Source organism: Clostridioides sp. GD02404 (genome assembly GCF_045898275.1).
Classification (GTDB): domain Bacteria; phylum Bacillota; class Clostridia; order Peptostreptococcales; family Peptostreptococcaceae; genus Clostridioides; species Clostridioides difficile_A.
In genome coordinates, this window is the sequence record NZ_JBJOCA010000002.1 from 235,038 (window position 1) to 247,799 (window position 12,762).

Below are 12,762 nucleotides of genomic sequence, written 5' to 3' on the forward strand. Positions count from 1 at the left end.
AAATTGAATTTAAAGGGGAGGCTATAAATGTATTTTATACAAATAGCCTCCTATAAATTTATATAAATTCAATTTTTAGTTTTATTTAATGTCAATATAACATAAGGAGAAAATAATATGTCAATTTATAAATGTAGTGTTTGTGGATATATTTATGATGAATCTAAGAATGATAAAACTTGGGATGAATTGAGTGAAGACTGGGAATGCCCTGTATGTACAAAAGGTCGTAGTTATTTTGGAAAGATAAGTACTGTTTACTATGAAGAAGATGAAAAGGGAGCAGAAGATATTGCTGAAAATGAAACTGAGGTAACTAGTGAAAAAACAGGTGATTTAAACTACATAAATACATATTTAAGAAGAGATGATGAAGTTGAGAAACATATGGACATAATCCATGAAATGGCTGTTACAGGGAAGTCTATAATAGAACCTATGAGAACTAAACTACCAGTAATTTCTTGGGATGATATTTTAATTATGGGTGCTCAATTAAATCCATTACCTTTAAATGAGCATGATGAAGTAAATACAACAACAATAATAGGAAAAAAAGCAAAGAAACCTATGATTATAGAAAATCCAGTTTATATTTCCCATATGTCATTTGGAGCTTTGTCTAAAGAACTAAAAATAGCTTTAGCAAAGGGAGCAGCTAAAAGTAAGACAGCTATGTGTAGTGGAGAAGGTGGTATATTACCAGAAGAAAAAGAAGCTTCATACAAGTATATTTTTGAATATGTACCAAATAAGTACAGTGTCACTGAAGAAAATCTTAAAAATTCTGATGCTATAGAGATAAAAATTGGTCAAGGAACAAAACCTGGTATGGGAGGTCATCTTCCTGGCGAAAAGGTTACTGAAGAAATAGCAAAGGTGAGAAATAAGCCTGTAGGTCAAGATGTAATAAGCCCATCTTGTTTTGAGGAAATACAGTCTAAAGAAGACTTAAAGAAACTTGTAGATGAGCTTAGAGAAGTTTCAGAAGGGCGTCCAATTGGTGTTAAAATTTCAGCAGGACATATTGAAAAGGACATGGAATTTATAGCTTATGCGAAACCTGACTTTGTAACTATTGATGGTCGTGGTGGAGCTACTGGCGCAAGTCCAAAATTGCTTAAAGATGCAACTTCAATTCCAACAATATTTGCTCTTCATCGTGCTAGAAAATATATAGATACACATGAATTAGATATAGATTTAGTTATAACAGGTGGACTTCGTGTATCTACTGATTTTGTTAAGGCATTAGCTATGGGTGCTGATGCAATTGCTATTGCAAGTTCTGCTCTTATGGCAGCTGCATGTCAACAGTATCGTATATGTGGTTCTGGTAAGTGTCCTGTAGGAGTAGCTACTCAAGATGAAGAATTAAGAAAAAGATTACATATAGAAAATAGTGCTAATAGAGTGGCAAACTTCTTAAATGTAAGTTTAGAAGAACTTAAGACTTTTGCTAGGGTTTCTGGGCATAAGGATATACATGATTTAAGTGTTGATGATTTGTATACAGTTAACTCTGAAATATCAAATTATACAAATATACAACATGTATAGGTTTTAAGTTTAGAACTATTAATAGATATATATATTTATAAAAATAAGAGTGAATATAGTTTATGTAAGGAGAATTTTACTTTGTAAAGTTCTCTTTATTATTGTGAAAATTAAAAATATTAAATTGTAAAATATTCTGTGATATCGTACTATTAAACTAAATAATATTTTAAGGAGTGATTATCATGGAAAGGTTAAAGATACAAGTTCTTGTTGATAATAATACATACATTGATAGATATTTTGTTGGAGAACCAGCAGTAAGCTATTATATTGAAATTGATGGTAATAAAGTTTTATTTGATTCAGGATATTCAGATGTATTTATATCAAATGCTGAAAAGCTAGATATAGATTTAGGCGACTTAACTCATGTTGTTTTTTCTCATGGGCATAATGACCATACAAGAGGTATTAAGTTTCTGAAAGATAAGTATGATTTATCTAAAGTTGAGCTTGTCGCACATCCCAATTGTTTTATACCTAAAAAAGAAGGCAATGAGAATATAGGTGCTCCATTTTCTGTTGATGAAATTAAACAAATTTTTATATATAATCCTCAAGAAAAACCTTTTAATATAAGTGAGAATTGCATATTTTTAGGTGAAATACCTACTGTACATAATTTTGAAAAAAGAGCTAAAATGGGCAAATATAAAGTAGGAGATTTGTGGGAAGATGATTGTGTTTTAGATGATTCTGCTATAGTCTGTAAAACTGATAAAGGTCTTTTTATTATTACAGGATGTTCTCATAGTGGAATTTGTAATATAGTAGAGTATGCTAAAAAGGTATGCAGAGATGACAGAATCATTGGTATATTAGGAGGTTTTCATCTTTTTGAATTGGATGATAGGTTGGATAGTACAATTCAATATTTAGAGAAAGAAGGAATAAAAATGTTGTACCCTTGTCATTGTGTTTCTTTTAAAGTGAAAGCTAAGATGAATGAAACTTTAAGTGTAAATGAAGTTGGAGTAGGGTTGACTTTAAACATATAAAATTTAAGTTGCTATTTAAAAGGAGTTGAACTTAAAATTTGATTAGAAAAAATCATTTTTAAGATAGCTCCTTTTATTATATTTATTTTTAAAAAAATTAATATAGTATTATATGAAATATTGTAAAAAAATTATTTTTAATGAGATTATATTTTCATTAATAAACAATTTTATCATGTATTAATAATGAGAAAATAAGTAGTAAATAAATTGAATTATTTATATCTATGAATTATTTTAGAAATTATATTGATTATTCTTATTGAATCCAATAGTTTCAATAAAGATGATACTATATCAAACTCAATCTAATATAATAATTATTATATTATTATTAAATAATAATTATGTAATAATAAAAAATAATTTGTATAAAATTTAACATCAAAAAAGACATTTCATAAGAATAAAAAACAAAAAGATTTAAATATAAGTTAAAAAACAAAATAAATATATCAAAAATATTTAATATAAGGTGAAAGATAAACTATAAATGCTAATTTATTGGAAAAATTAGGTTGAATTTAAGAAACAAAAATGTTATTGTTTTATCAAGAAAGTGTTAAAAAATAAACTTTCGTTATAATTTTTAGGGGAGGATGGTTTCATGCAAAAAAATGTAAAAAAAGCAAAAGCAACAGGCTCTATTTTAGCTATTTTTGGAGTTGCAAGTGTTCTTTTTAGCTCTCATGCTGGAGGAGGATTTGCTACAGGGAATCAAGAAACTCAGTATTATGTGCAGTATGGATGGACAGCACCACTCATGGCAGTTTTAGCAATGATTATACTTACTGCTACTATGAGAGAAGTTATTATAATGTATAATAATAATAATTGTAGGAATTATAAGGATTTATTTTGTGAACTTTGGAGTCCATATCCAAAACTTGAAATAATATGGGAAATATATTACTATCTAATGGTTTTAATAGCCGTAAGTGCTGTCATAGCAGGTGCAGCAGCAGTATTCCAAAGTATAGGTATGAATTATTTTGTATCTGTATTTATTATAGGAATCGTACTTCTTGCCTTTACTATATTTGGAGCTATGCTTGTATCTAAAGCAGCTACAGCAATGACAATAGCTATACTAATATGTACACTTACTATTTTTATTGTAGGGATAAAAGCTAAGGTACCAGAAATAACAGGAATATTATCAAATAGAACTAGTTTCACACCAGGATATATCAAGCCAATAATCAATACCTTTATTTATGCAGGTTTTCAGTCAGTTGTTATACCTACACTTGCAGGATGTTCAAGACCACTTCTTAAAAACTCAAAAGAAGCGACTAAAGCAATGGTAGTTTCATTTATTATGAATGCAGTTGCGTTAGGGCTTGCTGTAACTATGTTAATGGGATGGTATAAAGAATTTACTGCTGCTGGTCAAACAACACTTCCTACTCTTTATGTTGCAAGTCAATCTGGAAATAATACTATATATATAATTTATAATGTTGCATTATTCCTTTGCTTAATGTCTACAGGAGTAACTACCATATTTGGTCTTGTAAATAGATTTGAAGACCATAAAGCACTTTCTTTCCTTTCTTCAAAAATGAAAAGAAGGGTATTTACAGCCTGTGCAATAATGATAGTGTCAATGCTTATATCTCTTACAGGATTAAGTAATATAGTTAAATACGGATATGGATATTGTGGTTATTTGGGTCTATTCACTATAGTAATTCCTTTCCTTACATTAGGTCATTATAAGAATAAGAAATTTGCAAAGGAACATCCAGAAGCTAAATGGCCAGCCGAATTAAACGAAAATATTGAAAATTTATAAGGTGAGTAGCACTTTAAATAAAAGAGATAGTTTAATTAATAAGTCGAAAATATAGTCAAAAAAATAGAGTATATTACTATTTAAATATGATAAAATAGGGTTGAAAAATAAATTGATAAATTAAAATTTGGAAAATATAATGAACATAATATATTTATTAGGAGAATTAAGTTATGGAAAATATTGAAGAATTGCTCCCTAAAGATAAATTTGATAATAGTAATATCGAAAAATTAAAATTATTATCTGATGAAGACATAAGGCCGATTTGTTATAGATTATTGGAATGGATGCAAGATTATAACTGGCCTGTTGCAAAAAAAATTTTACCTGTTTTGGCTCTACATCAAGAGTTAATTACTCCATTAATAATGGATGTTCTTTCAGAAGACGATGATGACTGGAAATATTGGATAATTTCATGTCTTTTGCCACTGTTTGTAGATAAAAATCTTGAACCTATAATTCCACTTGTTAAGAGAATTGCTGAGAAGCCAACTAAATGGGAATGTGAAGCAGAGGTAGATGAAATATCAAAAGTATTCTTAAAAAGAATATTATAAATAATAGTTGAGTATATTTATTTAGATTATTTGTAAAATTTAATATTAAACAACTTGGAAATGGGTAATATAAAATTAATAATAGATAGAAAAAGCTGTAATCATAAAGGTTACAGCTTTTTTATACAATATAAAATAGTATTATAATAAAGAAAAAGTTGATACCTACTTTCTGTATATTATAGTGTTTATATACTATTGGCATTTTAAGTAGTCTATATATTACAATTCTATAATTCTTCTACTAATTTTAGATTCTATAGCTGTTTCTATTTCACTTAGCATTCGTTCATTTTTAGGGTCAATAAAAGCACATGTATAGCCTTCTTCGCCAGCTCTACCAGTTCTACCAATACGATGGATATAGTCCTCTGATGTTTCTGGCAAATCGTAATTATATATATGACTAACTCCAGATATATCAAGACCACGAGAAGCAACATCTGTAGCTATTAAGTATTGTATATCTAAATTTCTAAATGATTTCATTATTCTTTCACGTTTTGATTGAGCAATATCACTGTGCAGTTTTTGACAATTGTATCCTCTTATAGCAAGTGCTTCTTCAAGATTGTCAACTCTTCTTTTAGTTCTACAAAATATTATTGCCATAAAAGGATTATCTTCATCTAAAACTTTACATAAAGCATCCAGTTTTTTTCTATCTGTAGTTTCTACTACTTCTTGTTTTATATTATTAAGAGTAATTTCTTCTTTTTGAATAGAAACTATAACTGGGTTTTTCGTATATCTATAAGCTAATTTTTTTACTTGAGAATTCATAGTTGCAGAAAAGCATAATGTTTGCTTTTTGTTTGAAGTTTCTTTTAAAATAGCTTCAACTTCATTTTTAAATCCCATAAGCAACATTTGGTCTGCTTCATCTAAAACAAAAGTTTTTAACTTACTAAGGTCAATCGTTTTTCTATTTAGATGGTCTAAAAGTCTACCTGGTGTAGCTATAATCATATGGATATTTCCTTTTAGTTTCTTTATTTGAGAACCAATATCCTTTCCTCCGTAAGCTGCTAGAATATTTACGTCTTTAGATTCTTTAAGTTTTATAGCTTCTTCTGTTATTTGAATAGCTAGTTCTCTTGTTGGAGAGAGTATAAGTACTTGTATATCATCTATATCTAATGATATATTTTCAAATATTGGAAGCAAAAAAGCAAGTGTTTTTCCTGTACCAGTTTGAGCCTCTGCTATAACATCTTTTCCTTCTTTTATCAATTGAATACTTTCTTTTTGTATAGGTGTAGGTGCTGTTATTCCTGATTTTCCTAGAATATTTATTGTATTTTCACTAATCCCTAAGCTTTTGAAATCCATTATTATCTTACCTTTCATGAAAAATTTTCTTTTTTATTAATCAATTAATAATATCATATTTGTAAGTATTTTTAGTAATTTTTTTGATTATTATTTATATAGTTTAGAAATACATGAAGATACTTTAAAATGGAATGTATCTTAAATTAAATTTTAGTAGGAATTTTATAGGTTTATTTTTAAAGGTTTTTTGAAAATAAACCTATTTAAAAATTAAATTAAAATGCAAGAAAAACATAATAACTTTCATTTTTAAGAAGTTTTCACAAAAAAGAAAAAATATAGTGCAATAAATGATATAAAGTAATATAATAGATTACAAGATATGAAAAGGCAAAAAAATAAATTGCAAATGAAATTAAAATGAATAAAAAATAAAAAAATAATCATAAGTTAGAGGTATCAATGAAAAATAAAAGCGAATGTTTTTAAAATTAAAAGTATACTAAGGGGGGCATTAATATGTGCATTATATCAAAAGATAGAGCAAAGGAAATAAAAATAGTAGATACTACTTTAAGAGACGGAGAGCAAACAGCTGGGGTTGTATTTGCAAATAGAGAAAAAATAATGATTGCTGAAATGTTAAGTGACCTAGGTGTTGACCAAATCGAAGTTGGTATACCTACTATGGGTGGAGATGAAAAAAATGTAATAAAGCACATATGTAGTAGAAACTTAAAATCAGATATAATGGCTTGGAATAGAGCAGTAATAAAAGATGTTGAAGAATCTATTTCTTGTGGCGTTGATGCAGTAGCTATATCAATATCAGTATCTGACATTCATATAGAAAATAAATTGAGAACTTCTAGAGGTTGGGTTTTAGAAAATATGGCTAAAACAGTTGAATTTGCAAAGCAAAATGGATTATATGTTTCAGTAAATGGAGAAGATGCTTCAAGAGCAGATATAGACTTCTTAACTGAATTTATAAAAGTTGGAAAACAAGCAGGAGCAGATAGATTTAGATACTGTGATACAGTAGGAGTTATGAATCCTTTTTCTATAAAGAATACAATAGAAACTCTTTATGAAAGAACTAATTTTGACATAGAAATGCATACACATAATGACTTTGGAATGGCAACTGCAAATGCACTTGCAGGAATAGCAGCAGGAGCAAATTATGTTGGAGTTACAGTAAATGGATTAGGTGAAAGAGCAGGAAATGCAGCATTAGAAGAAGTTTTAATGGCACTTAAGTGTATTTATAAATGTGATTTAAATAACATAGATACTAGAAAATTTAGAGGAATATGTGAGTATGTGTCACAGGCATCAGGAAGAATTCTTCCTACATGGAAACCAGTAGTTGGAGATAACATGTTTATACATGAATCTGGTATACATGCAGATGGAGCATTAAAAGACCCACATAACTATGAGCCATTTGACCCAAGTGAAGTAAATCTTGAAAGAAAAATAGTAATAGGTAAACATTCAGGAAGAGCTGCAGTTGTAAATAAGTTGAGTGAATACGAAATGTATATTTCTCCAGAAAACGCTACCAAACTATTAAATGCTATAAGAGCTACATCAATAAGATTAAAAAGAAGTTTAATGGACAAAGAAATTCTTCAATTATATTGTGATATACTAGCACATGAGAAGGAAACAACAGAAGAAGAAGCAGTTAGAGGTTCATACATTTAAGATATAATTGTTTAGGAGGAAAATATGGGAGATAATATAGTTTATAAAATAATTAAAAAACATATAGTAGATGGAGAAGCTGTTGCTGGTAACTCAATTGGTATAAAGATAGACCAAACTTTGACACAAGATTCTACTGGAACAATGACATATCTTCAATTAGAAGCTATGGGGATAGATAAAGTAAAAACTAAAAGAAGTGTTGCATTTGTAGACCATAATATGTTACAACAAGGATTTGAAAATGCAGATGACCATAAATATATACAAACAGTGGCAGATAGATATGGAGTTTATTTCTCTAAACCAGGAAATGGTATTTGCCATCAAGTATTTTTAGAAAGATTTTCAACACCAGGAGATACACTTTTAGGTTCTGATAGCCACACACCTACTGCTGGAGGTGTGGGCATGATGGCAATTGGAGCTGGTGGGTTAGATGTTGCTCTTGCCATGGCAGGAGGAGCATACTATATAAAAGCACCAAAAGTCTGTAAAGTGAATCTAGTTGGAAAATTAAACAATATGGTATCTTCAAAAGATATAATATTAGAGGTATTGAGAAAACAAACTGTAAAAGGTGGAGTAGGTAAAGTTTATGAGTATGGTGGAGAAGGTGTAAAAAGTTTATCTGTTCCACAAAGAGCTACAATAACAAATATGGGAGCTGAACTTGGAGCAACTACTTCAATCTTCCCAAGCGATGAAAAAACGCTAGAATTCTTCAAAAGTCAAGGAAGAGGAGATGCATGGATAGAGCTAAAACCAGATGCAGATGCAGTTTATGATGAAGAGATTACTATAAACTTGGATGAATTAAAACCATTAGCTTCAAAACCTCATAGCCCAGATAATGTAGATGAAGTTGAAAACATAGGAAAAATTAAAATAGACCAAGTTGCAATAGGAAGTTGTACAAATTCTTCTTATGAAGACTTAATGAAAGTAGCTCAAATCTTAAAAGGAAATAAGGTACATAAGAATGTGAGTTTGGTAATAGCACCAGGTTCAAGACAAGTTATGGAGATGATTGCTAGAAATGGAGCTTTGGCAGATATAATAAGTTCTGGAGCTAGAATATTAGAAAATTCTTGTGGTCCATGTATAGGAATGGGGCAATCTCCAGGTACTGATTCTGTGTCTTTAAGAACTTTCAATAGAAACTTCTATGGAAGAAGTGGAACTTTATCAGCACAAGTATACTTAGTGAGCCCAGAAGTGGCGGCAGTAAGTGCAATAAAAGGAGAACTTACAGACCCAAGAGAATTTGATATTAAATTTACAGACTTAGATGTAAATGAGTTTTTAATAGATGATAGCATGATAATAAAACCTGCTGATGTGGGTAGTGATGTAGAAGTAGTTAGAGGTCCTAATATAAAACCTTTCCCTCTTAATACAGAGTTAAGTCAGTCTATAGATGGAAAAATTATACTAAAGACAGAAGATAATATAACTACTGACCATATAATGCCATCAAATGCTAAATTACTTCCTTTCAGAAGTAATATACCATATCTTGCAAACTATTGTTTTAATACTGTAGATACAGAATTTCCTCAAAGAGCAAAAGACCATAATGGTGGATTTATAGTTGGTGGAGATAATTATGGGCAAGGTTCAAGTAGAGAGCATGCAGCTTTAGCACCATTATATTTGGGTGTAAAAGGGGTAATAGTAAAGAGCTTTGCAAGAATCCATAAAGCTAATTTAATAAATAGTGGTATAATTCCAATGGAGTTCTGTGATGAGAAAGATTATGAAAACTTATCTCTTTTAGATAATCTTGAGATACCAAATATTTTGGATAATTTAGATAGTGGAATTTTGGAAGTTAAAAACACAACTAAAGGAACTTCTTTTAAAGTTAAGGCAGAATTATCAGCAAAAGAAGTTGATGTATTAAAAGCTGGTGGAAAATTAAATTACACTAAAAATCAATCTAATTAGTATGAAAAGAGGGAATATTTAATGTATAAAGTGACACTTATACCAGGAGATGGAATAGGACCAGAAGTTGCGAAAGCTATGAAAAAGGTAGTAGAAGCTACTGGGGTAGAAATAGAATGGGAAGAAGTTAATGCAGGAGAGGCAGTTATTGAAGAATATGGTACTCCACTTCCTGAATATATTATAGATAGTATAAAAAAGAACAAAATAGCTATAAAAGGTCCAATCACTACTCCTGTAGGGAAAGGATTTAGAAGTGTAAATGTAACTCTAAGACAGGCATTAGATTTATATGTTAATTTAAGACCAATTAAAAGTTTTAAAGGCATCAAATCAAGATATGAAGATGTTGATTTAGTAGTTGTAAGAGAAAATACAGAAGACTTGTATGCTGGAATAGAGCATAAAATAGGTGATTACGCAGCTGAAAGTATAAAGATAATAACAAGAGGTGCAAGTGAAAGAATAGTTGATTTCGCATGTAACTATGTTAAAGATAATAAAAGAAAAAAAGTTACAGCTATACATAAGGCAAATATAATGAAAATGTCTGATGGATTGTTCTTAGATGTATTTAGAGAAGTAGCATCAAAACATGATGTAGAGTATGATGATTTGATTGTAGATGCAGCAGCTATGAACTTAGTTTTGAATCCAGAAAATTATGATGTAATGGTAATGCCGAATCTTTATGGAGATATACTATCTGATTTAGGTGCTGGGCTTGTTGGAGGTCTAGGTATAATTCCAAGTGCAAATATTGGTAAAGATTGTGCTATATTTGAAGCTGTTCATGGAAGTGCTCCACAAATAGCTGGTCAAAATAAAGCTAACCCAACAGCGCTTATTCAATCATCAGTAATGATGCTTAGATACTTAGGTGAGTATGAAAGTGCACAAAAGATAGAAACAGCTTTAGAAAAGGTATTTCTTGATGGAAGTAAATTAACTGTGGATTTAGGCGGTTCAGCCTCAACTACAGAGTTTGCAGATGAAGTGTGTAAATACATTGGATAGATGATGTTTATAATAAAAATATAATGTGTATTAAAAGAGAGCTGTTAATTGTTTTAGAGACGATTAACAGCTTTTAAGTTTGTCATTATTTAATAAATAGAAATAGTAATATTAAAAAATTTATTTTTTTTAATTGAACTTTCAACCAATATATGGTAATATTTAAATAAAGTTGAACTTTCAACTAAAAATAAATACATTTATTGGAGGTGTGTTTGATTAAGCATTTAGAAAGTAATATATTAAGAGAAGTAGGGGCTTTATCTAGAGCTGTAAATTCTATAAATGATATAAAGTACAAGGAATTAAAGTTGCAAAAAGGACAATTTACATTTTTGACACGAATCTGTGAAAATCCTGGTATGAACCTTGTTGAATTATCAAATATGTTGAAGGTAGATAAGGCTACAACAACCAAAGCAATACAAAAACTAATAAAAGCAGGATATGTAGATAAAAAGCAGGATGAGTTTGACAAAAGAGGGTATAATTTAACTCCTACTGATAAATCTTTAGAAGTTTATGAGCTGATAATTGAAGAAGAAAATAGAAGTATAGAGATGTGTTTTGAAAATTTTACAGAAGAAGAAAAACAAATAGCAACTAAAGTATTAGAAAAAATGAGCAAGAATGTGGAAAAAGAATGGTTTAAAGTAAAGAGATAGCAAATTAATATAAGGAGATATTTTTATGATTAGAAAAGCTAATATGAATGATTTAGAAAAAATTATGAAAATTATAAAAGCAACAGTAGAAGAAATGAAAGATTATAATAATACACAATGGGATGAAAATTATCCATCAGATAAAGACTTTGTTTCAGATATTAAGAAACAAGATTTATATGTAGATGAAATAGATGGAGATGTAGCTGGATTTATATGTCTTAACTATGAGGAGCCAGAGGAATATGTAGATTTAAATTGGTCTTCTAATAAAAAAGCTATGGTAATACATAGAATGGCCGTAAATCCAAGTTTTAGAAAGAAAGGAATAGCATCTAAATTAGTTGACTTTGCAGAAAAATTAGCTGAGGAAAATAGTGTATCATATTTAAAAAGCGATACATATTCAATAAATTCAAAAATGAATGCATTTCTTGTAAAGTGTGGTTTTATTAAAATTGGAGAAATGAGTTTCTTAGGAAAGGAGAAATCTTTCTATTGTTATGATAAAATATTATAAAAGGATTTATCAAATAAGGAATAGAGGATATATTTTCAATGCCAATGGGCATGTTATATAGACTTAGTGTATGATATTATGAAAGGGATGGTTTAGATGATAGAACTTCTAAAGAGAAGAAGAAGCATTAGAAAGTATAAAAATATCGAAGTAGAAAAAGAAAAACTAGATAAAATATTAAAAGCTGCTCTTTTAGCGCCATCATCAAAAGGTCTTAGAACGTGGGAATTTATAGTGGTAAATGATAAAGAGAAGTTAATTAACTTATCTCAATGCAGAACTAAAGGTGGTGGATTTTTCTTAAAAAATGCACCTTTAGCTATTGCAATTATTGGAGATAAAGAAAAAAATGATGTTTGGATAGAGGATGCAAGTATTGCTGCATCATATATACAACTTCAAGCTCATGAATTAGGATTAGGTTCTTGTTGGGTACAAGTTAGAAACAGGATGCATGATGATGATATAGAAGCTGATAAGTATATTAGAGAAGAACTTAAAGTACCTGATAAGTACAGTGTAGAATGTATAATTTCTATAGGATACCCTGATGAAGAAAAGAAAGCATATAGTGACTCTGATTTGGAGTATGAAAAGGTTCATTTTAATAAGTTTTAATGTATAATGTGTTGTATTAAGACATTATATTTTTTGATATTGTTAATATATACTTAAAATTGTAAAAATATATCTGAATTTT

General features: G+C 29.1%; 11 protein-coding genes. 10 read left to right on the top strand and 1 reads right to left on the bottom strand.

All coding sequences use genetic code 11. The features are described 5' to 3' along the window. Positions 1-117: 117 nt before the first annotated feature. From Q3287_RS02585 to Q3287_RS02600, 4 genes are all read left to right on the top strand, one after another. Positions 118-1,560 (top strand): glutamate synthase-related protein, encoded by a 1,443-nt coding sequence (locus Q3287_RS02585; RefSeq protein WP_054269448.1) that lies wholly within the window; start codon positions 118-120, stop codon positions 1,558-1,560. Between the two features lie 185 nt (positions 1,561-1,745). Continuing rightward, the gene (locus Q3287_RS02590) at positions 1,746-2,561 is read left to right on the top strand and encodes an MBL fold metallo-hydrolase (protein ID WP_054269449.1); all 816 of its coding nucleotides are present in this window, start codon (positions 1,746-1,748) and stop codon (positions 2,559-2,561) included. A gap of 607 nt (positions 2,562-3,168) precedes the next feature. Continuing rightward, positions 3,169-4,359, top strand: coding sequence for a hypothetical protein (locus tag Q3287_RS02595; protein ID WP_223153304.1), 1,191 nt, complete (start codon positions 3,169-3,171; stop codon positions 4,357-4,359). Between the two features lie 173 nt (positions 4,360-4,532). After that, complete coding sequence (locus tag Q3287_RS02600) at positions 4,533-4,922, top strand: DUF5071 domain-containing protein (protein ID WP_223153305.1); 390 nt, start codon at positions 4,533-4,535, stop codon at positions 4,920-4,922. A 222-nt stretch (positions 4,923-5,144) separates the two neighbouring features. On the opposite strand, the gene Q3287_RS02605 is transcribed toward Q3287_RS02600, so the two are convergent. After that, positions 5,145-6,272 (bottom strand): DEAD/DEAH box helicase, encoded by a 1,128-nt coding sequence (locus Q3287_RS02605; protein WP_227832446.1) that lies wholly within the window; start codon positions 6,270-6,272, stop codon positions 5,145-5,147. Between the two features lie 444 nt (positions 6,273-6,716). Here Q3287_RS02605 and nifV point away from each other — a divergent pair, with 444 nt between their 5' ends. The 6 genes from nifV (at position 6,717) to Q3287_RS02635 (ending at position 12,680) form a co-directional block, all read left to right on the top strand. After that, on the top strand, positions 6,717-7,910 hold the full coding sequence (nifV, locus tag Q3287_RS02610; protein ID WP_054269452.1) for a homocitrate synthase: 1,194 nt from the start codon (positions 6,717-6,719) through the stop codon (positions 7,908-7,910). 24 nt (positions 7,911-7,934) lie between these two features. Beyond that, entirely contained in the window at positions 7,935-9,860 is a 1,926-nt protein-coding gene (locus Q3287_RS02615; protein ID WP_407963474.1) for an aconitate hydratase, read from the top strand. A gap of 21 nt (positions 9,861-9,881) precedes the next feature. Next, complete coding sequence (locus Q3287_RS02620) at positions 9,882-10,877, top strand: isocitrate/isopropylmalate dehydrogenase family protein (protein ID WP_054276095.1); 996 nt, start codon at positions 9,882-9,884, stop codon at positions 10,875-10,877. A gap of 215 nt (positions 10,878-11,092) precedes the next feature. Then, positions 11,093-11,542 (top strand): MarR family transcriptional regulator, encoded by a 450-nt coding sequence (locus tag Q3287_RS02625; protein ID WP_054276096.1) that lies wholly within the window; start codon positions 11,093-11,095, stop codon positions 11,540-11,542. A gap of 25 nt (positions 11,543-11,567) precedes the next feature. Beyond that, a complete protein-coding gene (locus Q3287_RS02630) occupies positions 11,568-12,062 on the top strand; it encodes a GNAT family N-acetyltransferase (protein WP_407963475.1) in 495 nt (164 codons plus the stop codon). Between the two features lie 96 nt (positions 12,063-12,158). After that, entirely contained in the window at positions 12,159-12,680 is a 522-nt protein-coding gene (locus Q3287_RS02635; protein WP_054276098.1) for a nitroreductase family protein, read from the top strand. Positions 12,681-12,762: the final 82 nt, after the last annotated feature.

Excerpts from the sequence above, each read along its gene's own strand:
- Q3287_RS02585 (WP_054269448.1), top strand. The coding sequence starts at position 118 with ATGTCAATTTATAAATGTAGTGTTTGTGGATATATTTATGATGAATCT.
- Q3287_RS02590 (WP_054269449.1), top strand. The coding sequence starts at position 1,746 with ATGGAAAGGTTAAAGATACAAGTTCTTGTTGATAATAATACATACATT.
- Q3287_RS02595 (WP_223153304.1), top strand. The coding sequence starts at position 3,169 with ATGCAAAAAAATGTAAAAAAAGCAAAAGCAACAGGCTCTATTTTAGCT.
- Q3287_RS02600 (WP_223153305.1), top strand. The coding sequence starts at position 4,533 with ATGGAAAATATTGAAGAATTGCTCCCTAAAGATAAATTTGATAATAGT.
- Q3287_RS02605 (WP_227832446.1), bottom strand. The coding sequence starts at position 6,272 with ATGAAAGGTAAGATAATAATGGATTTCAAAAGCTTAGGGATTAGTGAA.
- nifV (WP_054269452.1), top strand. The coding sequence starts at position 6,717 with ATGTGCATTATATCAAAAGATAGAGCAAAGGAAATAAAAATAGTAGAT.
- Q3287_RS02615 (WP_407963474.1), top strand. The coding sequence starts at position 7,935 with ATGGGAGATAATATAGTTTATAAAATAATTAAAAAACATATAGTAGAT.
- Q3287_RS02620 (WP_054276095.1), top strand. The coding sequence starts at position 9,882 with ATGTATAAAGTGACACTTATACCAGGAGATGGAATAGGACCAGAAGTT.
- Q3287_RS02630 (WP_407963475.1), top strand. The coding sequence starts at position 11,568 with ATGATTAGAAAAGCTAATATGAATGATTTAGAAAAAATTATGAAAATT.
- Q3287_RS02635 (WP_054276098.1), top strand. The coding sequence starts at position 12,159 with ATGATAGAACTTCTAAAGAGAAGAAGAAGCATTAGAAAGTATAAAAAT.